The sequence below is a fragment of the uncultured Kluyvera sp. genome (genome assembly GCF_902485085.1).
GTDB classification, from domain to species: Bacteria; Pseudomonadota; Gammaproteobacteria; order Enterobacterales; family Enterobacteriaceae; genus Kluyvera; species Kluyvera ascorbata.
Genome location: NZ_CABTJS010000123.1, coordinates 117,715 through 142,514, shown reverse-complemented (window position 1 = coordinate 142,514; position 24,800 = coordinate 117,715). Strand labels below are relative to the sequence as shown.

General features: G+C 53.4%; 24 protein-coding genes. 17 read left to right on the top strand and 7 right to left on the bottom strand.

All coding sequences use genetic code 11. The features are described 5' to 3' along the window. The first annotated feature begins 9 nt into the window (after nt 1–9). From tauB to tauD, 3 genes are read left to right on the top strand one after another with little or no spacing between them, the layout of a single operon-like run. Nucleotides 10–777, top strand: coding sequence for a taurine ABC transporter ATP-binding subunit (gene tauB, locus RDN66_RS14700; RefSeq protein WP_202218157.1), 768 nt, complete (start codon nt 10–12; stop codon nt 775–777). Next, a complete protein-coding gene (gene tauC / locus RDN66_RS14695; RefSeq protein ID WP_035895603.1) occupies nt 774–1,601 on the top strand; it encodes a taurine ABC transporter permease TauC in 828 nt (275 codons plus the stop codon). Before tauB ends, tauC begins: the two co-directional genes overlap by 4 nt. Next, on the top strand, nt 1,598–2,449 hold the full coding sequence (gene tauD, locus RDN66_RS14690; RefSeq protein ID WP_035895605.1) for a taurine dioxygenase: 852 nt from the start codon (nt 1,598–1,600) through the stop codon (nt 2,447–2,449). Before tauC ends, tauD begins: the two co-directional genes overlap by 4 nt. A 48-nt stretch (nt 2,450–2,497) precedes the next feature. Here the strand turns inward: tauD and RDN66_RS14685 are convergent, their stop codons facing one another. Continuing rightward, a complete protein-coding gene (locus RDN66_RS14685; RefSeq protein WP_308537948.1) occupies nt 2,498–4,204 on the bottom strand; it encodes a GNAT family N-acyltransferase in 1,707 nt (568 codons plus the stop codon). A 159-nt stretch (nt 4,205–4,363) separates the two neighbouring features. Next, complete coding sequence (hemB, locus tag RDN66_RS14680) at nt 4,364–5,338, bottom strand: porphobilinogen synthase (RefSeq protein ID WP_248537609.1); 975 nt, start codon at nt 5,336–5,338, stop codon at nt 4,364–4,366. 529 nt (nt 5,339–5,867) lie between these two features. Between hemB and RDN66_RS14675 the strand changes: the two genes are divergently transcribed. Together RDN66_RS14675 and RDN66_RS14670 are read left to right on the top strand one after the other, a co-directional pair. After that, nucleotides 5,868–8,720 (top strand): autotransporter outer membrane beta-barrel domain-containing protein, encoded by a 2,853-nt coding sequence (locus RDN66_RS14675; RefSeq protein WP_308537947.1) that lies wholly within the window; start codon nt 5,868–5,870, stop codon nt 8,718–8,720. Nucleotides 8,721–8,812: 92 nt separating this feature from the next. Continuing rightward, a complete protein-coding gene (locus tag RDN66_RS14670; protein WP_202216363.1) occupies nt 8,813–9,439 on the top strand; it encodes a helix-turn-helix domain-containing protein in 627 nt (208 codons plus the stop codon). Here RDN66_RS14670 and ampH read toward each other — a convergent pair. Next, complete coding sequence (gene ampH, locus RDN66_RS14665) at nt 9,436–10,593, bottom strand: D-alanyl-D-alanine-carboxypeptidase/endopeptidase AmpH (RefSeq protein WP_202216362.1); 1,158 nt, start codon at nt 10,591–10,593, stop codon at nt 9,436–9,438. The genes RDN66_RS14670 and ampH overlap by 4 nt on opposite strands. A gap of 330 nt (nt 10,594–10,923) precedes the next feature. On the opposite strand from ampH, the gene sbmA reads away from it, so the two are divergent. Next, a complete protein-coding gene (sbmA, locus tag RDN66_RS14660; protein WP_123649985.1) occupies nt 10,924–12,153 on the top strand; it encodes a peptide antibiotic transporter SbmA in 1,230 nt (409 codons plus the stop codon). Nucleotides 12,154–12,178: 25 nt separating this feature from the next. After that, on the top strand, nt 12,179–13,285 hold the full coding sequence (locus RDN66_RS14655) for a DUF1615 domain-containing protein (RefSeq protein WP_035895616.1): 1,107 nt from the start codon (nt 12,179–12,181) through the stop codon (nt 13,283–13,285). Here the strand turns inward: RDN66_RS14655 and RDN66_RS14650 are convergent. Then, entirely contained in the window at nt 13,282–13,584 is a 303-nt protein-coding gene (locus RDN66_RS14650; protein WP_035895618.1) for a DUF2755 family protein, read from the bottom strand. The two genes, RDN66_RS14655 and RDN66_RS14650, sit on opposite strands and share 4 nt — an antisense overlap. 248 nt (nt 13,585–13,832) lie before the next feature. Here RDN66_RS14650 and RDN66_RS14645 point away from each other — a divergent pair, with 248 nt between their 5' ends. Beyond that, a complete protein-coding gene (locus tag RDN66_RS14645; RefSeq protein ID WP_035895620.1) occupies nt 13,833–14,027 on the top strand; it encodes a DUF2754 family protein in 195 nt (64 codons plus the stop codon). A 61-nt stretch (nt 14,028–14,088) separates the two neighbouring features. Here RDN66_RS14645 and ddlA read toward each other — a convergent pair whose 3' ends face one another. After that, nucleotides 14,089–15,189, bottom strand: coding sequence for a D-alanine--D-alanine ligase (ddlA, locus tag RDN66_RS14640; RefSeq protein WP_035895622.1), 1,101 nt, complete (start codon nt 15,187–15,189; stop codon nt 14,089–14,091). A 275-nt stretch (nt 15,190–15,464) separates the two neighbouring features. On the opposite strand from ddlA, the gene RDN66_RS14635 reads away from it, so the two are divergent. The 4 genes from RDN66_RS14635 to RDN66_RS14620 all read left to right on the top strand — a co-directional run bounded on the left by RDN66_RS14635 (nt 15,465) and on the right by RDN66_RS14620 (nt 19,175). Then, a complete protein-coding gene (locus RDN66_RS14635; RefSeq protein ID WP_035895623.1) occupies nt 15,465–16,664 on the top strand; it encodes a multidrug efflux MFS transporter in 1,200 nt (399 codons plus the stop codon). A 302-nt stretch (nt 16,665–16,966) separates the two neighbouring features. Then, on the top strand, nt 16,967–17,227 hold the full coding sequence (locus RDN66_RS14630; RefSeq protein ID WP_035895625.1) for a sigma-S stabilization anti-adapter protein IraP: 261 nt from the start codon (nt 16,967–16,969) through the stop codon (nt 17,225–17,227). Between the two features lie 99 nt (nt 17,228–17,326). Further along, a complete protein-coding gene (gene phoA / locus RDN66_RS14625; protein WP_123649987.1) occupies nt 17,327–18,736 on the top strand; it encodes an alkaline phosphatase in 1,410 nt (469 codons plus the stop codon). A 100-nt stretch (nt 18,737–18,836) separates the two neighbouring features. Beyond that, the gene (locus tag RDN66_RS14620; protein WP_202216359.1) at nt 18,837–19,175 is read left to right on the top strand and encodes a PsiF family protein; all 339 of its coding nucleotides are present in this window, start codon (nt 18,837–18,839) and stop codon (nt 19,173–19,175) included. A 68-nt stretch (nt 19,176–19,243) separates the two neighbouring features. Here RDN66_RS14620 and proC read toward each other — a convergent pair whose 3' ends face one another. Further along, nucleotides 19,244–20,053, bottom strand: coding sequence for a pyrroline-5-carboxylate reductase (proC, locus tag RDN66_RS14615; protein WP_035895632.1), 810 nt, complete (start codon nt 20,051–20,053; stop codon nt 19,244–19,246). Between the two features lie 157 nt (nt 20,054–20,210). Between proC and RDN66_RS14610 the strand changes: the two genes are divergently transcribed. The 4 genes from RDN66_RS14610 to ppnP all read left to right on the top strand — a co-directional run bounded on the left by RDN66_RS14610 (nt 20,211) and on the right by ppnP (nt 22,795). Then, on the top strand, nt 20,211–20,663 hold the full coding sequence (locus tag RDN66_RS14610; protein ID WP_035895634.1) for a YaiI/YqxD family protein: 453 nt from the start codon (nt 20,211–20,213) through the stop codon (nt 20,661–20,663). A 273-nt stretch (nt 20,664–20,936) separates the two neighbouring features. Then, on the top strand, nt 20,937–21,461 hold the full coding sequence (gene aroL / locus RDN66_RS14605) for a shikimate kinase AroL (RefSeq protein ID WP_202216358.1): 525 nt from the start codon (nt 20,937–20,939) through the stop codon (nt 21,459–21,461). A 293-nt stretch (nt 21,462–21,754) separates the two neighbouring features. Further along, complete coding sequence (locus RDN66_RS14600; protein ID WP_202216357.1) at nt 21,755–22,432, top strand: AroM family protein; 678 nt, start codon at nt 21,755–21,757, stop codon at nt 22,430–22,432. A 78-nt stretch (nt 22,433–22,510) separates the two neighbouring features. Continuing rightward, complete coding sequence (gene ppnP, locus RDN66_RS14595) at nt 22,511–22,795, top strand: pyrimidine/purine nucleoside phosphorylase (RefSeq protein ID WP_035895638.1); 285 nt, start codon at nt 22,511–22,513, stop codon at nt 22,793–22,795. A 40-nt stretch (nt 22,796–22,835) separates the two neighbouring features. Here the strand turns inward: ppnP and rdgC are convergent, their stop codons facing one another. After that, the gene (gene rdgC, locus RDN66_RS14590; RefSeq protein WP_123649988.1) at nt 22,836–23,747 is read right to left on the bottom strand and encodes a recombination-associated protein RdgC; all 912 of its coding nucleotides are present in this window, start codon (nt 23,745–23,747) and stop codon (nt 22,836–22,838) included. An 87-nt stretch (nt 23,748–23,834) separates the two neighbouring features. On the opposite strand from rdgC, the gene mak reads away from it, so the two are divergent. Continuing rightward, nucleotides 23,835–24,737, top strand: a complete 903-nt coding sequence (gene mak, locus RDN66_RS14585) for a fructokinase (protein WP_035895641.1) — start codon at nt 23,835–23,837, stop codon at nt 24,735–24,737. Nucleotides 24,738–24,800 lie beyond the last annotated feature (63 nt).

Genomic DNA, 24,800 nt, shown 5'->3' with positions numbered 1-24,800 from the left:
GAGGCCATGATGCTGCAAATCTCGCATCTTTCCGCTGACTACGGCGGTAAACCGGCGCTGGCGGATATCAATCTCACGCTGGACCGCGGCGAACTGCTGGTAGTGCTGGGGCCGTCGGGCTGCGGCAAAACTACGTTGCTGAACCTGATTGCCGGATTCGTGCCGTATCAGCACGGCAGCATCATCCTCGATGGAAAATACGTTGATGGCCCAGGCGCCGAGCGCGGTGTGGTCTTTCAGAATGAAGGGCTACTGCCGTGGCGCAACGTGCAGGATAACGTCGCGCTAGGGCTGCAGCTGGCCGGGGTAAACAAAACTGAGCGCCGGGATATTGCGGCGCTGATGCTGAAAAAGGTCGGGCTGGAGGGCGCTGAGAAGCGCTTTATCTGGCAGCTCTCCGGCGGCCAGCGTCAGCGAGTCGGCATTGCCCGCGCGCTGGCGGCCAACCCGCAGTTGCTGCTGCTGGATGAACCGTTTGGCGCGCTCGATGCCTTTACCCGCGAGCAGATGCAAACCCTGCTGCTCACGCTGTGGCATGAGACGGGCAAAAAAGTACTGCTGATTACCCACGATATTGAAGAGGCGGTGTTTATGGCAACCGAGCTGGTTCTGCTGTCGCCGGGGCCGGGTCGCGTGCTGGAGCGTTTATCCCTCGATTTTGCCCGCCGGTTTGTGGCCGGGGAATCATGCCGCAGCATCAAGTCTGATCCGCAATTTATTGCCCAGCGTGAATACGTGCTGAGCCGGGTGTTTGAGCAACGGGAGGCCTTCTCATGAGCGTGGTGATTAACGATAAACCGCGGACGCGCGCGCTGAAGCTACGCTGGCCCCTCTCGCGCCACCTGACGCTGAGCCTCGCCACGCTGGCGGTACTGCTGGTTATCTGGTGGGCGGTTGCGGCGGCGCACTGGGTGAGTCCGCTGTTTTTACCGGCACCGGGGCAGGTATTGAATAAGCTGCTGACCATCGCCAGCCCGCAGGGGTTTATGGATGCCACGCTGTGGCAGCATCTGGCGGCGAGCCTCGGGCGTATTGTTGTGGCACTGCTGGCGGCAACGCTTATCGGCATTCCTGTGGGGATCGCCATGGGGTTAAGCCCGACGGTGCGTGGGATCCTTGATCCTTTAATTGAACTCTACCGTCCGGTACCGCCGTTGGCCTATCTGCCGCTGATGGTTATTTGGTTTGGGATCGGCGAAACCTCGAAGATCCTGCTGATCTACCTGGCGATTTTCGCCCCGGTAGCGATGTCGACGCTGGCAGGCGTGAAAAGCGCGCAGCAGGTGCGTATTCGCGCGGCACAGTCTCTTGGTGCTAACCGTGCCCAGGTGCTGTGGTTGGTGATTTTACCCGGCGCGCTGCCGGAAATATTAACCGGGTTACGCATTGGGTTGGGCGTGGGCTGGTCGACGTTGGTGGCCGCCGAGCTTATCGCCGCCACCCGTGGGTTAGGTTTTATGGTGCAGTCCGCCGGGGAGTTTTTAGCCACCGATGTGGTGCTGGCCGGTATCGCGGTGATAGCGATTATCGCTTTTAGTCTGGAATTAGGGCTGCGTGCGCTTCAGCGTCGTCTGACCCCCTGGCATGGAGAAATACAATGAGTGAACGTCTGGCAATTACCCCGCTGGGGCCGTATATCGGCGCGCAGATTTCCGGCGCGGACCTGACCCGTCCGCTGAGCGATAACCAGTTTGAACAGCTGTATCACGCGGTGCTCCGCCACCAGGTGGTGTTCCTGCGCGAACAGCTGATTACCCCGGAGCAACAGCGCGAACTGGCGCTACGCTTTGGCGACCTGCATATCCACCCGGTTTACCCACATGCGCCGGGCGTGGACGAGATTATTGTGCTGGATACGCACGACAATAACCCGCCGGATAACGACAACTGGCATACCGACGTGACCTTTATCGACACGCCGCCTGCCGGGGCGATTCTGGCGGCGAAAGAGCTGCCGTCTACCGGTGGTGATACGCTGTGGACCAGCGGCGTTGCGGCCTATGACGCGCTCTCCGCGCCGTTTAAGGCGCTGCTGAGCGGCCTGCGCGCCGAGCACGATTTCCGCAAATCGTTCCAGGAGTACAAGTATCGCAAAACCGAAGAGGAGCACCAGCGCTGGCAGGAAGCCGTCGCCAAAAACCCGCCGCTGCTGCACCCGGTGGTGCGTACCCATCCGGTCACCGGTAAGCAGGCGCTGTTTGTTAATGAAGGGTTTACCACCCGCATTGTCGACGTGACGGAAAAAGAGAGCGAGGCGCTGCTGAGCTTCCTGTTTACCCACGTCACCAAGCCGGAGTTTCAGGTGCGCTGGCGCTGGCAGCCGAACGATGTGGCGATTTGGGATAACCGAGTCACGCAGCACTACGCGAATGCCGATTATTTGCCACAGCGGCGGATTATGCATCGGGCGACGATTCTGGGGGATAAGCCGTTTTATCGTGCGCCATAAAAGAACATGACACCGTACCGCTCCCTCTCCCCTTTGGGGAGAGGGAGCCTATAGCCCCAAATGCGCCCCGATATACCGCTGATACCGATTCGCCTTCAGATAGGTTAAATCCACCAACACCAGCCCATCCACGCAGTTGTTAAACTCCGGGTCGTTACCAAAGTCGATAAACTGCACGCCGCCGGGCTCGCAGACTTCCGAATACTGCTTGTAGAGCGGAGGGATGCCGCAGCCAAGGTTGCCAAGCAGCGACTTTAGTCGAGTCAGGTCTTCGCTGTAATTCTCACCGCCAAACTGTGCCAGCACGTCGGGAAGCGAAGCGGGATACGGTCGGCGTGACTCTGCCAGGGGATGCGTGGCCGGGAACCACAGACGATAAAAGGCAACCAGCAGATCCCTTGCCGACGGCGGTAGGCCGCCAGAGATGGATACCGGGCCAAACAGGTAGCGATAGTGCGGGTAGCGCGCCAGATAGGCACCGATGCCGGACCATAAATAATCCAGCCCGCGACGGCCCCAGTAGCGTGGCTGAATAAAGCTGCGCCCAAGCTCAATGCCGTGTTGCAGAATATCGTCCATGCGTGTGTCGTAGTGGAAAAGACTGTAGCTGTAGATGCCGTCCAGCCCGCGTTTTTCGAGCTGCATCGCGGTAGGCATAAAACGATAGGCGCCAACGATTTCTAAATCCTCTTCATCCCAGAGGATCAGATGTAGATAGTCATCGTCATAGCCGTCGACATCGCGTCGTTTACCGCTTCCTTCACCCACCGCACGAAAGGCGATTTCACGCAGGCGTCCCAGTTCGCGCAGCAGCGGCGCATCTTCCTGACCGTTGCGCTGCCACAGATAGATGACTTTGCCGTCTGCGGTGCGCCCCAGACACTCGGCCTGGCTCAGCTCGCGCTTCAGCAGGGCGCGTGCTTCTGGCCGCGCGATGGCGCTTTCCGTTTTAAACACACCGGGCAAGCCTTTGCCCAGCAGCTGGACGTGGCGATAGCACTTATCGGTCATTTCCCGCGGTGTGGCCTGTGGGCTAAACCACGCCGACCAGGCAATCTGCTCGCCAATCGTCAACGGCAGGCTGCCGTTGCGGCGGCGGAACATCTGCTGCATTAAGAGCAGCAGCGGCAGATGCTGTGACACCATGGCGCTAGCGTAGAACAGGGCGCTATTTCTCCCGTCTATCCATGCTGGCAGCAGCGGGGCGCGGTATTTTGCGGCAAGTTTGATAAAGCCGGAGTGCCATTTTTTATCGCGGATCCCCCGGCGCGTCAGCCGTGATACTTCCCCCGCCGGGAAGAAAATCAGCACGCCGCCGTTTTGCAACTGCGTGTCCATCTGCTGGAGCGCCGTTTTTGAGGTGCGACCGTTGATGTTATCCACCGGGATAAATAGCGAACTGAGGGGTTCAAGGTGGGTGAGCATGCGGTTGGTGACCACTTTGATGTCGCGTCGTACGCGGGAAACTGCGTAGAGCAGGGCCAGACCATCCAGCGTGCCGGTAGGGTGGTTGGCAATGATAACCAGTGGACCATTCTCGGGGATTTGCTCCAGGCAGCGAACCGGAACGGCGCAGTCAATATTGAGATGTTCAAGTACCTGTTCGACGGTATCCAGCCCTTTCAGGTGGCGATGGCGTGCGGCAAACTGTTGAAATTCTTCCTCGTGCAGCAGCTTCTTCAGCACTTTTTTTTGCCAGGGGGCGGGCCTCGCCTGAGGCCACAGGTCGTCGATGACATTGTCGAGACTAAACATAGCGGCTCCTCCTCTGTCCTGCTGTGACAGTAGAAGGGAGATGTGTCGGTTGTATGGCGGTTTGGTGACGTTTTGAAGGGTGTTGAAAGTAGCCCGGCCAAGCGCAGCGCCGCCGGGAAAACCCGGAGTCGGCGTAAACGCCTCGTCCGGGCTACGTGATTAACGTAGGATTTTCTTCTCGGCTAAATCGAGCGCGAAATAGCTGAAGATAAGGTCCGCGCCCGCGCGTTTGATGGCGCCCAGGCTTTCCAGAACCACTTTCTCTTCATCAATCGCCCCGGCCTGCGCGGCGAATTTAATCATCGCGTATTCACCGCTCACCTGATAAGCGCCAATCGGTAATTCAGTGCGTTCACGGATATCTCGCAGGATATCAAGGTACGCGCCCGCCGGTTTCACCATCAGGCAATCAGCGCCCTGAGCTTCATCCAGCAGCGACTCGCGAATCGCCTCACGGCGGTTCATCGGGTTCATCTGATAGGTTTTACGATCGCCCTTCAGTGCCGTCCCCGCCGCTTCACGGAACGGGCCGTAGAAGGAGGAGGCAAATTTGGTGGAGTAGGACATGATGGCGGTGTCGGTGAAGCCCGCTGCGTCCAGTGCCTGGCGAATGGCCTGCACCTGGCCGTCCATTGCCGCGGAAGGTGCGATAAAGTCTGCGCCTGCCGCCGCCGCAACAACGGCCTGCTTGCCGAGGTTGGTGAGGGTCAGATCGTTATCGACGCCGTGGTCGCACAGCACGCCGCAGTGGCCGTGGGAGGTATATTCGCAGAAGCAGGTATCGGACATGACGATCATCTCCGGTACGGTCTGCTTGCAGATGCGTGACATGCGCGCCACCAGACCGTCTTCTTTCCAGGCATCGCTGCCGGTGTCATCGGTATGGTGAGAGATACCAAAGGTCATCACCGAGCGGATACCGGCGTTAGCGATGCGTTCAATTTCGCGTGCCAGATGCTTCTCTGGAATGCGCATCACGCCCGGCATCGCCTCGATGGCTTTGTAGTCGTTGATTTCTTCTTCAACAAAGATCGGCAACACCAGGTCATTTAAGCTCAGTGTTGTCTCTTCAAACATAGCGCGCAGCGCAGGGGATTTGCGCAGGCGACGGGGGCGATGGAGTAAATCTGTCATGGTATGCCTGATGTTTGTGAAACAAGGGCAACTAGTGTAACCGAATCAGGAGGTGGATGTTTTACTAAAGTGGTGTTTATGGGCTAGCGGAGATGGGACTGCCAGGTATGTAAAGCGTTACTTGATAATAATTAGGGTTGGTAATATTTCTCAGAATTCTATTTATTCTAAGATATATATTTTTTTTGTAATTTTAATTTATTTATAAATGTGACTTTTATATGTTTCATTTTTCTGTTTTTTATACGCGAATTTTATATTCCTCATCTGTATTTAAAATCGTTGATTGATTTGTTTTTCGGTTTTTTCTTTTTTTGTAATGCATTGAACTTGTTGGTTTTGATGTTTATTTTTTGTTTTTAAAGTAAGTGTTTTCGTTAGGCGTTTTGTCCGGACTCGAACTGTGAGTAAACTATAATTGAACCATTTGTCATGCACGCCGCATAATTCCTCCCGCATAGCGTAAAAACATTTTATTGCAATTGTTAATTGATGGACCAACATATATATCCCTGAGGAGGGATGACAAATGCACTCCTGGAAAAAGAAACTCGTAGTATCACAATTAGCATTGGCCTGCACTTTGGCGATCGCTTCTCAGGCAAATGCGGCGACGTACGACACCTTTGGATATCATGACGACGCAGACACTGCGTTCAGCTGGAACGACTGGACGAACGCAGATAAACTCGACTACGTCTCGTATTACGGTTTTATCTACAACAACGCCAATGACAGTGACTACGGTAACTCCTTCAATGGTGATGTGGTAAACGGCGTTCTTTCAACGTATTACCTGAATAACGATTACGCTGACAGTACCGATAATTCGCTGACCATTAAGAATTCAACCATTCACGGTATGATTACCTCGGCTCGTCCATATGCCTACGTTGACGATGCTGGCTATAGCTATACCTGGAACAACGGTACCGATGCTGATTATGCATGGCATGATGGCGATGTCTTTACGCTGAATGTGGCTAACTCCACTATTGATGATGACTATGAGTATTTCTACTTTACCGACAGTTATCTGAATGGCGAGGCTAAAACCGCGACCGAAGATTACCGTACCGCGTCTATTGCAGCTCAGGGTGTAGCCGTTAATCTGGGCGTTGAAAGTAATATTAATATTACCGATAACTCTCGCGTGGCCGGTATTGCGCTGTCTCAGGGTGACACTTCCAACGTTGATTACACTTCTGAATCCCACACCTGGGACAACAATATTGTTGTAACCAATTCTACCGTCACCTCCGGTGCTTATTCTGCGTTGGAAAGCACCGGTTTCTACGGTAACTCCGCAGAGCCGAGCGATTATACAGGCAATGGCGGTGCAGACGATGTCGCGCTCTCCTTTAACGACAGCTCTGCTTCCAACTACGCCATGAAAAACAACGTAGCGTTCAGCAACTCAACGCTGACGGGCGATGTTGTATTCGCCAGCACCTGGAATGCAAACTTTGATCCAGCGGGTCATGCTTCTGTAAACGGCGGTGTTGTTGATACTAACGGTGGCTGGGTCGACGACGGTCTGAACGTTGACGAACTGAATATTACCCTGGATAACGGCAGCAAGTGGACCGGCGCGGCTGTCTTTAGCTACGATGCAATTGGCACTGCCGATATGTATGACGTCGGGGTGAACAGCATTGACCCTGACTCGACTAAAGACAAGTGGGGCAACGTTGTTGATGACCAGACCTTCCAGAGCGGCGTATTCAACGTTGCACTGAACAATGGTTCACAGTGGAACACGGTTAATAAATCTAAGATTGACACGCTGACCGTGAATAACGGTTCTCAGGTTGACGTGGCCAACGGCTCTAGTCTGCTGTCTGACTCCATCACCCTGACCAACGGCTCAGCGATGAACCTGAGCTCCGGCGGTCTGGTGGAGACCGATCACCTGACCGTTGATACCTACAGTACCGTGGATCTGAACAACGAAACCACCTACCTGTATGCGAATACCATCACCGTTTCTAACGGCGGTGAATTCAGCATCGGCGCGGGCGCTTATGAAGCTAACGCATTTGGCACCGATACCATGGAGCTGACAAACGGCGGCGTATTTAACATCAACAGCAGTGATTATGTGTTAGATGCAGACCTGGTAAACGGCCATACCAACACCACCAATAAGTCTGATGCAACCTACGGCTACGGTGTGATTGCGATGAACGCTGATGGTCACCTGACTATCAATGGTAATGGCAACACCAACAACGCCGATCAGGAGTTCAGCGTAGATGACGCTACTGATAACGTCGTTGCGGCAAGCGGTAACTATAAAGTTCGTATCAACAACTCAACAGGTAAAGGCTCCATCGCTGATTACAAAGGCAAAGAGCTTATCTATGTTAACGATCAGAACAGTACGGCGACCTTCTCTGCGGCAAACAAAGCTGACCTGGGTGCATACACCTATCAGGCTCAACAGGCTGGTAATACCGTTGTACTGGAACAGACTCGTCTGACCGACTACGCCAACATGGCGCTGAGCATTCCGTCTGCGAACACCAATATCTGGAACCTGCAGCAGGATACTCTGAATACCCGTCTGAGCGCTTCTCGTCACGGCTTCACCGACAACGGTGGTGCGTGGGTGAGCTACTTCGGCGGTAGCTTCAACGCTGACAATAACACCATCAAATACGACCAGGATGTTAACGGTATTATGGTGGGTGTGGACTCCAAAGTTGATGGCAACAACGCACAGTGGCTCATTGGTGCGGCAGCAGGCTTTGCGAAAGGCGACATGAGCGAACGTTCAGGTCAGGTTGATCAGGATAGCCAGTCTGCCTACGTCTACTCTTCTGCACGCTTTGCGAACAACATCTTTGTAGATGGCAACCTGAGCTACAGCCGCTTCAGCAACGACCTGACCGCGACGATGAGCGATGGTACTTACGTTGATGGCGATACAACCTCTGATGCATGGGGCTTCGGTCTGAAACTGGGCTATGACTGGAAAATCAACGACGCTGGCTATGTCACTCCGTACGGTGCGATTTCTGGTCTGTTCCAGTCCGGTGATAACTACCGTCTGAGCAACAACATGAATGTTGGCGACCAGGATTATGACAGCATGCGTTATGAACTTGGTTTCGATGCTGGTTACACCTTCGGCTTCGGCGAGCAGGCGGTATCTCCATACTTCAAACTGGCTTACGTCTATGACGACTCAAGCAACGATGCCAATATCAATGGTGACAACATCGATAATGGCGTGAAAGGTTCAGCGGTTCGCGTGGGTGTGGGTAGCCAGGTTAGCTTCACCAAGAACTTCAGCGCTTACACCGGTGTGAACTACCTCGGCGGCGGCGATGTTGATCAGGATTGGGCTGCTAACGCCGGTGTGAAATACACCTGGTAATCCTCATCATACCGGGAAGGAAACTTCCCGGTATATTACGCTTTATTCAACGCCCGTCATGATGATGGGCTTTTTTGCAGGGATTGCATAACATGTCTTCTTCAAGCAAGCCGATCGATGAATTTATGGCTCTTGATAAAAAACTGTCGCAAATGGGAACATGCTTCCAGATTGCTGCGGGAGAGTTGATCCTGCCCGCCAATTGCACCATGAATGATTCCACCGTTGTCATTCAGCAGGGGGTAGTCTCTTTACATCGCAACGAGGGGAATATTCTTTATGGCATTCTGCAAAGCCCATCGATTTTTGGACTCGCTGCTGCCGCTAATGCTATCCGTAACGATTACACGTTAGTCGCAGAAAGCGACTGTCGTGGCTTCTATCTTCCTTCGCGAGAAACGCTCAAATGCTTGGATCGCTATCAGCTATGGCGAGAAGCGTTTTACTGGATGGCATGGCAAACGCGGATGCTGGAAATGCGTGACAGGCAGCTTATTGGTACAAACCATTACCAGCAGATTCGCTCGACGCTATTAACGATGATTGACTGGAGTGATGATATCCGCTCGCGGATTGGTGTGCTGAACTATATCCAACAGCGTACGCGAATCTCACGTTCGGTCATTGCCGAGGTGTTATCCGCGTTGCGCAAGGGAGAGTATATCGAGATGAATAAAGGCAAACTCGTTAATATTACGCGTTTGCCTACTCACTATTAAGATGCAGGAATGATAGCCGCTTTATTGCCGCTTAACTCCGTCACCAGCTCGTTAATCCCGTCGCTCATATTCACAAAACGGGTGAGGGGAGAGCGCGTGACGACCACAAAGGCACCAACGTTAGACTGTGGAATCATTGCCATATAGGTGATAAAGCCGCCGCCACCGCCGGTTTTCTGAATAATCCCCGGACGACCATTTTTGGGTGCCATATAGACCCAGCCAAGCCCTAACGCATCGGCATGCCCCGGAACGTCCATTCCCACTACGCGCGTGAGTTGGTTACGTTTGTAGACCAGCGTCTGCATACGGTCTGCCTGGCTGCTGCGATGATAAAAATCAGACGAAAGATACTGCTGCATCCAGCGCATCATATCGCCAGGTGTAGAGTAAACCCCACCGCTGCCCATCGCCGCGAGCGTGTTATTACACGGGCTCGCGCCTTTCTCAGCCACCATTAAACGGCCACACTGATCTGGCGATGGCGTAAAGGTGGTGTCCTTCATGCCAAGCGGACGCGTAATTTGCTCTTCAAATAGCTGTGGGTAGGGCTTATGCGCCGCGTTACCCAGCGCATCGGCCAGCAGGTCGAACGCCAGGTTTGAATAGCTGGCCTGCGACCCCGGTGCCGCGTGCAGCTTGGCGTTGCTGAGATAGGTCCAGCGCTGTGACTGCGTTGGCCAGACAAAAACGGGACGATTTGCGGCACCGCCCGGCATCTCACGCGGCAGGGAACTGGTGTGGGTTGCCAGATTCACTAGCGTAATAGGTGCGCCGTTATAGGTTGGGACTCGTGATCCCGGTGGCGCATATTTACTCAGCGGATCGCTCAGCTTCACGACGCCCTGGTCGAGCAGTTTCACCAGCATTTCACTGGTCATCAGTTTGCTTAGAGAAGCGATGCGAATAACGGAATCGAGCTGCGGATGCACGTTGTTGCCAGGGCGCGTCTCGCCAAAGCTTCTGAACACCCGCTGGTTGCCATCGATAACCACCAGCGCCATGCCGGTAGCACCACTGCCGTAATAGATATGGTTGGCATAACGGTCAACGATATCGGACGCAAACGCGGGGGTGGTAAGAGGCTGTGCAGCCTGCACCGAGGTCAATGACGCCACGCAGAGCGCGGCAGAAAAAAGCAGACTACGTTTCAACGGAGGCATCCATGAATTGAAATGAGGAAGTAACGCGTATTTATACTAAAAATACAACGAATCGGCATCAGGCGCAGCGCCATTAAACGGTATGATAGCGGGAAAAACGTAACCGAGCGTAAACGCAATGATTATTCATCAAGGCGGATACGCACTTTTGTGATCCGGCGCGTATGATACATACGATGCCGTCTGGCGAACTCTGTCGCCGTTTTCCGGTCTGATTGCACAGTTACATTGCCTAATACCTCTTTACGGTAAAAATGATCCGTAGCGGTATTCTGTTGTCACAGCAAAAGCAGAATCATAAGAAGTTAGCAGGAGAGCACTATGTTTAAGTCTTTTTTCCCTAAGCCGGGTCCCTTTTTTCTCTCGGCGTTTATTTGGGCAATGATAGCGGTCATTTTCTGGCAGGTGGGCGGCGGTAGCTGGCTACTTCGCCTGACCGGCGCGAGTAACGATGTTCCGATCAGCGCCGCGCGCTTCTGGTCGATGAACTACCTGATTTTTTATGCCTATTACCTGGTGTGCGTTGGCCTGTTTGCCGGTTACTGGTTTATTCGCAGCCCGCACCGCTGGCAGTATTGGTCCATATTGGGCACCGCACTTATCATCTTCGTCACCTGGTTTATGGTGGAAGTGGGCGTGGCGATAAACGCCTGGTATGCGCCGTTCTACGACCTTATCCAGACCGCACTGGCGACGCCGAACAAAGTCTCGATTAACCAGTTTTACCAGGAGATCGGTATCTTCCTTGGGATCGCGCTTATCGCCGTGGTGATTGGTGTACTGAACAACTTCTTTGTCAGCCATTACGTCTTCCGCTGGCGTACCGCGATGAATGAACACTATATGACGCACTGGCAGCACCTGCGCCATATCGAAGGTGCCGCGCAGCGTGTGCAAGAAGATACGATGCGTTTCGCCTCGACGCTGGAAGATATGGGGACCAGCTTTATCAACGCCATTATGACGCTGATTGCCTTCCTGCCGGTGCTGGTGACGCTCTCTGCGCACGTGCCTGACCTGCCGATTATTGGTCATGTGCCTTATGGTCTGGTGATTGCGGCTATCGTCTGGTCGCTGATGGGCACCGGGATGCTGGCGGTGGTGGGGATCAAACTGCCGGGGCTGAACTTTAAAAACCAACGCGTTGAAGCGGCCTATCGTAAAGAGCTGGTATACGGTGAAGATGACGCCAGCCGTGCCACACCACCAACGGTGCGCGAGCTGTTCAGCGCGGTACGTCAGAACTACTTCCGCCTCTACTTCCACTACATGTACTTCAACATTGCCCGTATTCTGTATCTGCAGGTGGATAACGTTTTCGGGTTGTTCCTGCTGTTTCCGTCGATTGTTGCCGGTACGATTACGCTCGGCCTGATGACGCAGATTACCAACGTGTTCGGCCAGGTACGCGGTTCCTTCCAGTACCTGATAAGCTCCTGGACCACGCTGGTGGAGCTGATGTCCATCTACAAACGTCTGCGCAGCTTCGAGCGTGAGTTAGATAATAAACCGCTGACGGATGAACTTGCCCAGCCGCAGAGCCAGGCATAACGATTAAATTTTACAAGGAAAACGCATGGCGACTGCCGCAACGTATTACCGTTCATTACCTCTTACTCTGCTTGGCGGCCTGATGCTCAGCGCCTGTACCAGCCAGCAGGCACCGCAGATGAAAGCGGGAGAAAAACCGGTAGATGTGGCAAGCGTCGTGCGGCAAAAAATGCCCGCCAGCGTGAAGGACCGTGATGCCTGGGCGCAGGCGCTGGCGAAAACGTTCGAAAGCCAGAAGCTCGCGCCAACCGAAGAGAATATCTGTTCGGTACTGGCGGTGGCTCAGCAGGAGTCTAACTATCAGGCCGACCCGGCGGTACCGGGACTGGGCAAAATTGCCTGGCAGGAGATCGACCGTCGTGCTGAGAAGATGCATATCCCGGTCTTCCTGGTGCATACGGCGCTGAAAATCAATTCGCCAACCGGTAAGAGCTACAGCGAGCGGCTGGACGCGGTGAAAACGGAAAAGCAGCTAAGCGCTATCTTTGATGACTTTATCGGTATGGTGCCGATGGGGCAGAAGCTCTTTGGCTCACTGAATCCGGTACATACCGGCGGGCCAATGCAGGTGAGCATCGCCTTTGCCGAACAGCACCAGAACGGCTATCCGTGGAAGATGGATGGCACCGTGCGTCAGGAGGTCTTTACCCTGCGCGGCGGCCTGTGGTTTGGTACCTATCACTTGTTGAACTATCCGGCTAATTACACGGCACCTATTTATCGCTTTGCCGATTTTAATGCCGGCTGGTACGCCAGCCGTAATGCGGCATTCCAGTACGCGGTTAGCAAGGCCACCGGCGTGAAACTGGCGCTCGACGGTGACGTGATTCTTTACGGTAGCGATGAGCCGGGGAGCACGGAGATGGCGGTCAGAAAGCTGGCTAATCAGCTATCGTTGAGTAATAGCGATATCCATCGTCAGTTACAAAAAGGCGATAGCCAGGCGTTTGAGACCACGGCGCTCTACAAGGGCGTTTATAAGATTGCGGAACAGAAGGCGGGTAAACCGCTGGCGAGAGAGATGCTGCCAGGCATTCAGCTTGAGAGCCCGAAGATCACCCGCAAATTAACCACGGCGTGGTTTGCAAAAAGAGTGGATGAGCGTCGGGCCAAATGCATGGCCATCAATTAATCGCGATGACGCAGGCGGTGCACGAGGGAGACTACTCCCAGAATAGCGCAGCCTGCCAGGAACGGCACTACGCCAAACAGCGTGCTCACGCCAAGGCCAATTTCAACGCGCGGACGGCCACTGTCCTGCATTTGCATCAGGTGTTCATAGACACCTGGTGCGTGAACCACCAGAGTCAACAGCTGCGCGCCAACCGAAAAGCAGAGCAGTACGAAAAGCGCGTAGGCCAGATTGCCTGAGGCGGAGGAGTCCCTCTTTTTCCCACTGAACATGAGTTTTGACAACGTGAAATCTGTCATTGAGACCTCCAGGATAACGTGAATGCAGATTGTTTCGTGATACAGGGGTGAGTGTGGCAGCAGAAGGGGATTGTCAATATCGGATTTATGGTAAATTTTGAGCAAGAATAATCCTGGAATATCACTCTCGCTTATCCATTGCCGGTTTTCGGCTTGACGTTAATTAAATTAACATCTGCTAATTGTTGTTCACACCACAGACGCTGACGCGGCTTTATGGCATCATCTTTTTTTTTGCTGGAGCTGCTATGAACCTGCCTGTAAAAATTCGCCGTGACTGGCATTACTATGCTTTTGCCATCGGCCTGATCTTTATTCTGAATGGAATTGTCGGGCTGCTCGGGTTTGAAGCCAAGGGGTGGCAAACCTATGCCGTGGGAATGGTGACCTGGGTGATTAGCTTCTGGCTGGCGGGATTTATTATTCGCCGTCGGGAAGAGTAATTTGTTCTGCGAATGTATTTCGACGTCGCTGCCCAACCGACAGCGACGCCGGGGAAATGCCTTAGCCGTTCATCGACGTTTTCAGCGCCTTATCGGCCTGATGACGTTCCAGCGCCAGCTCAATCAAACGCGTAATCAGCGAGGTGTAATCCAGGCCGCTGGCCTGCCACAGTTTTGGATACATGCTGATATTGGTGAAGCCCGGCAGGGTGTTAATTTCGTTAATCACCACGTCGTTGTTTTCAGTCAGGAATACGTCAACGCGCGCCATTCCGCTACAGCCTAAGGTCTGATAAGCCTCAATGGCAACATGGCGGATTTTGTCGTTCACATCGGCGGAGATCGCTGCCGGGACCACCACTTTTGCGCCGTTATCGTCAATGTATTTGGTATCGTACGCGTAGAACTCGCTGTTCAGGACGATCTCGCCACAGGTACTGGCCTGCGGGTCATCGTTGCCGAGTACCGCACACTCAATTTCACGCCCTTTAATACCCTGCTCAACCACTACCTTATGGTCAAACTCGAAGGCTAGCGCTACGGCCTGCTGATACTGCTCGGCGCTGTTGACTTTGCTGACGCCGACGGAAGAACCCTGGTTTGCCGGTTTGACGAACAGCGGCAGGCCGAGCTTCGCTTTAATCTCATCGAAGGAGAAGCTGTCGCGGGTGCGGCGAGTTAAGGTCACAAACGGCGCGATAGACAGACCGGCGTCGCGGAGCAGACGCTTGGTGACGTCTTTGTCCATGCAGGCGGCGGAGCCCAGCACGTCAGAGCCAACGAATGGCAGATTGGCCATGCGCAGCATGCCCTGAAGAGAGCCATCTTCACCCAGGGTGCCGTGGACAATCGGGAAAATAACGTCAATGGCGTCCAGCGGCTTGCCGCTTGCCGCATTGATCATCTGTTGATGCTCTTTGCCTGGGATATGGGCCAGCGTGATTTCGGAAGGGCGTAGCGCGATGTGTGCCGGGTCGTGGGCGTTTAGCAGGTAGTTTTGCGCATCGCTGATGTGCCACTGCCCTTGTTTATCAATCCCCAGCAACACGACTTCAAAACGCGTTTTATCAATCGCTTCTACGATATTTTTAGCAGACTGTAGGGAGACTTCGTGCTCCGCTGATTTGCCGCCAAAAACAATCCCAACCCGCAACTTTGCCATCTCAAATTCCATCCATTCCAAACGCAAAGCACATAACATACCACGGGCGTGGTGAGGCATCTGCCTTTTCCATACTAAAGTGAGTGAATCACAGACAAGGCTTAAGAATAAGTGACTGCGTAATGGCATCATAAGCGTGATATTTATCACACAAAAACGCTGAGTGGCTGATATTATTCTGAAATAATGGATTAAGCATCTCTGACAATACGGCGCAAAGCGCATCTTGCTAACCTGTTAACTCGTCCCTGCAAATTGAATCAATACGTGTAGTTATGGAATCCTGGAAGGTTAACCTTATTTCTGTTTGGCTCGGTTGTTTTTTCACCGGGTTGGCTATCAGTCAGATTTTGCCCTTTTTGCCGCTTTATGTGGCGCAGTTGGGGGTCACCTCCCATGAATCTCTCTCCATGTGGTCCGGGTTAACGTTCAGCGTCACCTTCCTGGTTTCTGCCATTGTTTCGCCAATGTGGGGCAGCCTCGCCGACCGTAAAGGCCGTAAGCTGATGCTGCTGCGTGCTTCCCTGGGCATGGCGATTGCTATCCTGCTTCAGGCTTTTGCCACCAACGTCTGGCAGCTTTTTTTCCTGCGTGCGGTGATGGGCTTAACGTCTGGCTATATCCCAAACGCGATGGCGCTGGTGGCCTCTCAGGTACCGCGTGAACGTAGCGGTTGGGCATTGAGCACGCTTTCTACGGCACAAATCACCGGCGTGATTGGCGGCCCGCTGCTTGGCGGCTTTCTGGCTGACCACGTGGGTCTGAGAATGGTCTTTTACATCACCGCCTTCCTGCTGCTGGTGAGCTTCCTGGTGACGTTGTTCTTGATAAAAGAAGGCCCGCGCCCACAGTTTAATAAAAGCGAAAAACTCAGCGGCAAAGCGGTGTTTGCAACACTGCCTTATCCGGGGCTGGTTATCAGCCTGTTTGTCACCACGATGGTTATCCAGCTGTGTAATGGTTCTATCAGCCCCATTCTGGCGCTGTTTATTAAATCGATGTCGCCAGACAGCACGAATATTGCCTTCTTAAGCGGCATGATCGCCGCCGTCCCCGGCGTGTCGGCGCTGATATCGGCACCGCGGTTAGGTAAACTGGGCGACCGTATCGGTACGGGTCGCATACTGTTAGGCACGCTGACGTTTGCAGTGATACTGTTCTTTGCGATGTCGTTTGTCACCACGCCATTCCAGTTGGGGGTGCTACGTTTTATTCTTGGTTTTGCCGATGGTGCCATGCTGCCTGCGGTACAAACCTTGCTGCTGAAGTATATTAGCGAACGCGTCACCGGACGTATTTTTGGTTATAACCAGTCCTTTATGTATCTGGGTAACGTGGCGGGTCCGCTGATCGGCGCATCCATTTCCGCCATGGCAGGCTTCCGCTGGGTATTTATTGTGACCGCGGTGATTGTGTTGATTAACCTATGGCAATTAGCGGTGATGCTGCGCCGCGCTCAGCCTGTACGACAGTAATATGCCCACAACAGGGAATAAATGCGCTTGCTTTTATTCCCTGATTCCTGCCTCAACGATTTTTATAGCGATTTCTGTTTTCCTATTATTATCGTGAGAAAAACGTTTCGATGACTGCATTTACAGCCAATTCCATGATATTGATGAGGATTATATTTTTAACATCAGCTATTGCAGAATGCGAAATATATTGTAATTCTATTCGATGTTGCTAAAGGGGGAATAGAACCGTATGTTTTATCGGTCTATTTATTTTTCAGAGCCCGAACTCTGCCCACGCCGTCATACAAGGAAAACGCGCGATGAAAAATTTCATTGCAGAACTGCTGGTCAAGCTGGCCGAAAAGGAAGATGAAGCAAACGCGTTACGCATTCAGGTCGATGCACTTGAAGTGGTGGTGACCACACTTTTACAGCATTTGAAGCAGGAATCCAGCCCGGCGCTGGAAGATGAAATGAGCGCAACGTTGAATAAGCTCGCTGCTGCTGAACATGTCCGCGATCATAATAGCGAACTCTTATATAACCATGTTAAACGGTTATTTCTACACCCCGAAAATTAGTAGGTAATGGCGCTGGTTATGGTGTCATTAAAATGTAACGCTCTTTTCTTACAGTCTCCATGTTTCATTATTTAAGTATTTGTACATGGAGAAACTAACGTGAAATACAGTGCTATTTTTGCCGCATTATTACCTCTGCTGGGTTTACCTGCCGCGCACGCGGATACTTCTACTGCCGTTCTTGATAACCGCGCTGCGCAAGGGGATATAACCCAGCCGGGCGGTGCTCGTCGTTTATCTGCCGATCAAACCGAAGCTATTCGCGCCTCCTTGAATAATAAGCAGGCCAAAAACGTTATTTTGCTGATTGGCGATGGGATGGGCGATTCTGAAATTACCGCCGCACGAAACTATGCCGAAGGGGCGGGCGGTTATTTTAAAGGTATCGATGCGTTACCGTTAACCGGGCAGTACACGCACTATGCGTTGAATAAGAAAACCGGCAAGCCGGACTACGTGACCGACTCTGCGGCATCCGCAACGGCATGGAGTACCGGGGTGAAAACCTATAACGGCGCGCTGGGCGTCGATATTCACGAAAAAGATCATCAGACCATTCTCGAGCTGGCAAAAGCCGCCGGCCTGGCGACAGGGAACGTTTCTACCGCCGAACTGCAGGATGCCACGCCTGCGGCGCTGATTTCACACGTCACCTCGCGTAAATGCTACGGTCCGAGCGTTACCAGCGAGAAGTGTCCAACCAACGCGCTGGAAAAAGGCGGCAAAGGCTCCATCACTGAACAGATGCTGAATGCGCGCGCCGACGTGACGCTTGGCGGCGGCGCAAAGACCTTTGCTGAAACCGCGACCGCGGGCGAATGGCAGGGTAAAACGCTGCGCGAACAGGCGCAGGCAAGGGGCTATCAGCTCGTCGACAATGTGACGACGCTTGATGCCATTACTCAGGCAAATCAGGATAAACCGCTGCTGGGGTTGTTCTCTGACGGCAATATGCCAGTGCGTTGGGAAGGGCCAAAAGCGTCTTACCACGGCAATCTGGATAAGCCTGCGGTAACCTGTACGCCTAACCCGAAACGCGATGCCAGCGTGCCGACCCTGGCGCAGATGACCGATAAAGCGATCTCTTTGCTGAGCACCAGCGAAAAAGGGTTCTTCCTGCAGGTTGAAGGCGCGTCCATTGATAAACAGGACCATGCGGCGAACCCATGCGGGCAGATTGGCGAAACGGTCGATCTGGACGAAGCGGTACAGAAGGCGCTGGAGTTTGCGAAAAAAGACGGCAATACGCTGGTTATCGTGACGGCTGACCACGCGCACTCAAGCCAGATTATTCCACCAGAAACCAAAGCGCCCGGCCTGACGCAGGCGTTGAACACGAAAGATGGTTCGGTAATGGTCATGAGCTACGGCAACTCGGAAGAAGAGTCGATGGAACATACCGGCACGCAGCTGCGCATTGCGGCCTATGGCCCACACGCGGCGAACGTCGTCGGTCTGACCGACCAGACGGATCTGTATTATACGATGAAAGCTGCGCTGGGGCTGTAACCCTACGCTCACCACCCGGCGGTAAAATTTTGCCGCCGGGTTGGTAATTTTCCTTCCAGCGACCAGACTTACAGAGTTCTACTCACAAAAGGATGGTGCAATGAAAACAACATTACTGGTTACTCTACTGTGTGGTCTGTTTACGGCGGGTGCCGTGTCGGCGGCAACAACGGCCGCAGCGACGGAGAAAACCCTGACGCCACAGCAGCAGCGTATGAGCACGTGTAATCACGAAGCGGCGTCAAAAACCCTGAAAGGCGATGAGCGTAAAACCTTTATGAGCAGCTGTCTGAAAGGAGAAGGGGCGGCCGCCGCTGATGGTAAAAAGCTCACGCCACAGCAGCAAAAAATGAAGGACTGTAACGCACAGGCGGCAACCAAAACCTTAAAAGGTGACGAACGTAAAACCTTTATGAGTACCTGTCTGAAAAACAAATAAGTAATGGCGCCGCGGGCGCTTTTTTTATGGCAAGTGAATCAGGCCCGGCAGTGTGCCGGGCCTGCAACTTATGACTTGCTCATCTTCTCTGATTTTTCCATGCATTTCGCCATCGCTTCGATGACCGCAGAGCGGAAGCCTTTCTCCTCCAGCACGCGCACGGCTTCAATCGTGGTCCCGCCCGGCGAGCAGACCATATCTTTCAGCTCACCCGGATGCTTACCGGTTTCGAGCACCATTTTGGCCGAGCCCATGACCGCCTGCGCGGCAAACTTGTAGGCCTGAGCACGTGGCATACCGCCCAGCACGGCCGCATCGGCCATCGCTTCGATAAACATAAATACGTAGGCTGGCGCTGAGCCGCTCACCCCGACGACCGGGTGAATCATGGCTTCAGAAATCTCTTCCGCCGCGCCAAAGCAGCGGAAAATGTTCAGCACATCGGCGATATCTTCTGGCGTCACCAGCGCATTTGGGGTGACGGAGGTCATGCCAGCGTTCACCAGCGACGGGGTATTTGGCATGGCGCGGACGATTTTACGGTCATGGCCCAGTGCGCGAGCCAACTGCTCCAGGGTGACGCCTGCGGCAATGGAGACCACCAGGGAATCTTTATTCAGGCTGGAGGCAATGTCGCTCAACACTTTAACCATGATACCTGGCTTGACGGCACCGAAGACGATGTCGGCAACCTGAGCGACTTCCTGCGGGCTTTGTGCCGCATTAATGCCGAATTCATCGCGCAGCGCGGCCACTTTATCCGGCGACGGCGTATAGACCCAAATCTGTCCAGGAAGTACCTGACCGCTGGCAATCAGGCCGCCAAGAATAGCTTTGCCCATGTTACCGCAACCAATGAAGCCAATTTTCTTCTCCATCTTTCTCTCCCTCTGTCTGTTTTTTTCGTAGTTTACTGTTATAGGCGATTCACGGCGATGGGTAACGTACTTTTATCATTCCGGCGGCAATTATTACGTCCGCACCTCCGCTCTCTGTATAATCACGCTTTGCGATAATTTTCACCGTGGAGTGACGATGACCATTTGGGTTGATGCGGACGCCTGTCCGAACGTGATTAAAGAGGTGCTGTTTCGCGCCGCAGACCGCACGCAGATTGAACTGGTGCTGGTGGCTAACCAGTATTTGCGTGTGCCGCCGTCACGCTTTATTCGTGCGATGGTCGTACCGAAGGGATTTGACGTAGCGGATAACGAAATCGTGCGTCTTTGCAAGCCTGGAGATCTGGTGATCACCGCGGATATTCCGCTAGCGGCAGAGGTTCTGGAAAAGGGCGGTGCGGCGCTGAATCCGCGCGGTGAACGCTACAGCGACGCGACCATTAAGGAGCGTCTGACGCTGCGTGATTTTATGGATACCATGCGCTCCAGCGGTATTCAGACCGGCGGGCCGGCTGCGCTCTCTCAGCGCGATCGCCAGCAGTTTGCCGCCGAGCTGGATAAATGGTTGCTGGCGGTAAAACGCGGCTGACGTGATTTCTGTCACAATAATGTGCTACCTTTTGCCGCGACATCCGGCTTGTCAAAGCAAGATACTTTCATGTACTGTTAGCGCAACGCTTTGTGGCATGTTTTTTTTACGCCTTAGTTGCCATTGTTATCAATGCATACCGATGCAGCATGTCTCAAAATACATCAGAATGTAATATAAAGTTTACACTTACTTGCGTACTAGTTTGATGGTATCATTCACTTTTCAATCACCGATCCCGCATTTACGCGTTATCAAGGGGAATTCCAGGTCATGACACAGCCTATTTTTCTTATCGGAGCCCGAGGCTGCGGAAAAACGACGATAGGCCAAGCGCTGACTCATGCCTGCCATTTTCACTTTGTTGATACTGATCTGGCGTTGCAGCAGCAGTCTGGTATGAGCGTGGCGGACATTGTCGCCCTTGAAGGCTGGGCAGGTTTTCGCGCCAGAGAGACGCAAACGCTGATGTCGGTGACGCAACCTGGCACCGTGGTGGCGACGGGCGGTGGGATTATCCTTGCGCCGGTTAACCGTGAATTTATGCGCCAGAACGGCGTGGTTATCTACCTGAATGCACCTGTGCCAGTTCTGGCGCGTCGTCTGGAAGCATTTCCAGAAGAGTCTCAGCGCCCGACGTTGACCGGTAAGCCAATTAGCGAAGAAGTGGCAGAAGTGCTGGCTCAGCGCGATGCGCTATACCGTGAAACGGCTCACTACGTTGTTGATGCTTCTGCGGCGCCAGAGCGCGTCGTGACGCTGATCCTTGACGCTCTGCATCTGGCAACCGCCAGCTAGCAGGGCGCGTTTACTCCCTGGTTTTACATCCCGTTTATTCCCCTCAGGTTTCTCTTCTGATTGCCGATATAACCACTTTTAATTCGTGGTTATATTCTGCGTAAGTCACATTTTTAGCTTATCATTAATGTTATAGAAAAGTTAAAATCAAACCATATCAGGAGAGTACTGGAAACATCTGGAATCTTTACATTCCACCCGTTGGCTGAACTGCTACGCTTCTGAGCGGTGTTTTTCATCCATCCAGGTGGCTATGTGTAAAACGAGCATGTGAGAAACAGAAGGTAGATAACATGAGTGCAACGATGGCGATTCTTACTATAGGGGTGGTGCCCGTCAGTGAAGTGTTGCCGCTTTTGACCGAGCACATCAGGGAAGATCAAATCACCCACATTAGCCTTTTAGGTAAAATGAGCCGTGCGCAAGTCATGGAAGAGTATGCACCAGAACCCGGTGAAGACCGTTTGCTGGTTCTGTTAAATGATAACCAGTTTGTCGAAGTTTCCCGTCTGAAAGTTGAGCACAGCCTACAGGCCGTGATTGAGGTGCTCGACAATCAATCTTATGACGTCATTCTTTTACTGAATACGTTTAAATTACGCAGTATGGTGGCGCGCAATGCGATATTGCTGGAGCCTCAGCGTATTATTCCACCGTTGGTCGCCTCTATCGTCGAGGGACATCAGGTTGGGGTATTGGTCCCCATTGAAGCCATTCTCGATGCCCAGCAGGAGAAGTGGCAGATGTTGTCTAATTTGCCCTATTACGCGCTGGCAAACCCGAACATCGATACCGACCAGCATCTGATTTCTGCGGGCAGTTCGTTGCAGGAACAAGGCGCTGATGTGCTGGTGCTTGATTCATTGAGCTATCACCAGCGTCACCGTGATCTGTTACAAAAAGCGTTGGATATACCGGTTCTATTGTCGAATGTGCTGGTGGCCAGGCTGGCGGCAGAATTATTGTGTTAAGCGTATGATTTCGCGTGACAGGCTTCTGTTTGCAACTCTATATTGGTCTTTTGACGACAAGATAATAAGGGCCTGTTTATGCTTCAGAGCAACGAGTACTTTGAGGGAAAAGTGAAATCCATTGGCTTCACCAGCAGCAGCACGGGTCGTGCCAGCGTGGGCGTGATGGCGGAAGGCGAATACACCTTCGGTACCGCACAGCCGGAAGAAATGACCGTGATTAGCGGTGCGCTGAACGTGCTGTTACCGGGTGAAATTGAGTGGAAAGTCTATTCCGCAGGGGAAGTGTTTAACGTGCCGGGCCACAGTGAATTTAACCTGCAGGTTGCAGAACCAACCTCTTATCTGTGCCGCTATCTGTAATCTATTCCCTTCCTGCTGCGGCAGGAAGGGAATATCTCGCTTAACGCTGGGCTTCGCCGCCTAAACCCTCAACCAGGCTTTTAATCATTGCAGCCAGTTCACCGGTCATCAGAATAAAGTCCGCGTCGAAACGCTGAGCATAATCATCACGGTCGATATCTTCGTTCTGATCGCGCAGTTCATCGCAGAACTTCAGACGCTTGATGGAGCCGTCATCGCACATCACAAACTGAATGCGCTGCTGCCAGTCGAGCGCCAGCTTGGTCACCAGCTTGCCAGCTTCGATATGACAGGCAATCTCATCGCACACCAGATCCTGCTTCTTCGCGCGGATCACGCCGCCGTCTTCGAGGATCGCTTTCAGCTCGGCTTCATCCAGGATCTGGAAGCTTTGCGCAGCCGAACCAGACCGTACCCATTCAGTCAGGGTCAGTTCGATCGGATTTTCCAGCGTCAGCGGCACCACCGGCAGCGAGCCGAGGCTTTTACGCAGCAGCGCCAGCGTATCTTCCGCCTTTTTGGCGCTGGCGCAGTCGACCATAATCAAATCGTTAACGGTGTCTATCCACATCATCGTCTGGCTGAAGCGGCTGAAAGCGCGCGGCAGCAGAGAGTGCAGGACTTCATCCTTCAGCGAATCTTTTTCGGTTTTCTTGAGCTTGCGGCCCTGATCGGCTTCGAGCTTTTGGATCTTCGCTTCCAGCGCCTGTTTAATCACCGGAGAGGGCAGGATCTTCTCTTCTTTGCGAGCGCAAATGATGATCTGACCATTTACTGTGTGCGTCAGCGCATCGCTGTGTGAGCCCATCGGCGGTACCCAGCCGGTTTTTGCCATATCCTGGCTGCCGCATGGGGTGAAGGTCATCTCAGCGAGCTGTTTTTCCATCTCTTCCGCGCGCAGAGAGATGTCGCGGCTGAGACGATAAACCATTAAATTTTTGAACCACAGCATGATAATTTCCACGGTGTTGTCGTTAAATCAGCGGGCAATGATAACGAATTGTCCACGCCCTTGCATTGTTTTAAACAGGAGTAATGAATGCGAATTGGTATCGATCTAGGTGGAACGAAAACCGAAGTCATCGCGCTAAGCGACCAGGGAGAGCAGCTTTATCGCCACCGTTTGCCGACGCCGCGTGACTATCAGCAAACCATTGAGAACATTGCGCATCTTGTTGCTCTCGCCGAAGAGGCAACCGGACAAACGGGGACGGTGGGCATGGGTATTCCCGGCTCGATCTCGCCCTATACCGGCGTGGTGAAAAACGCCAACTCCACCTGGCTCAACGGCCAGCCGTTTGATAAAGACCTTAGCCGTCGCCTGAATCGCGAGGTGCGATTGGCCAACGATGCTAACTGTCTGGCGGTATCTGAAGCGGTAGATGGCTCGGCAGCGGGCGCACAGACGGTGTTTGCGGTCATTATCGGCACCGGCTGCGGCGCGGGCGTGGCGCTGGGCGGCCGTGCGCATATTGGCGGCAATGGTACGGCAGGCGAGTGGGGGCACAATCCACTGCCGTGGATGAACGACGATGAACTCCGTTTCCGGGCAGAAGTGCCGTGCTATTGCGGTAAGCAGGGTTGTATTGAAACCTTTATTTCTGGCACCGGCTTTGCTACGGATTATCACCGCCTGAGCGGTAATCCACTCAAAGGCGGTGAAATTATGCAGCTGGTGAGCGAAGGGGATGCGCTGGCGGAGCAGGCGCTTGGCCGCTATGAACAGCGGTTGGCGAAATCGCTGGCGCACGTGGTGAATATCCTCGACCCGGATGTCATTGTGCTGGGCGGCGGGATGAGTAACGTTGAGCGCCTTTACCAGACGGTGCCCGAATTGGTGAAAGAGTGGGTATTCGGCGGGGAGTGTGAAACGCCAATTCGAAAGGCGTTGCATGGAGACTCCAGCGGGGTGCGTGGAGCTGCGTGGCTGTGGCCGGCGTGAGTTGGTATTTTCTGTAGGCCGGATAAGGCGTAGCCGCCATCCGGCAATGTGCACCGGAATGCC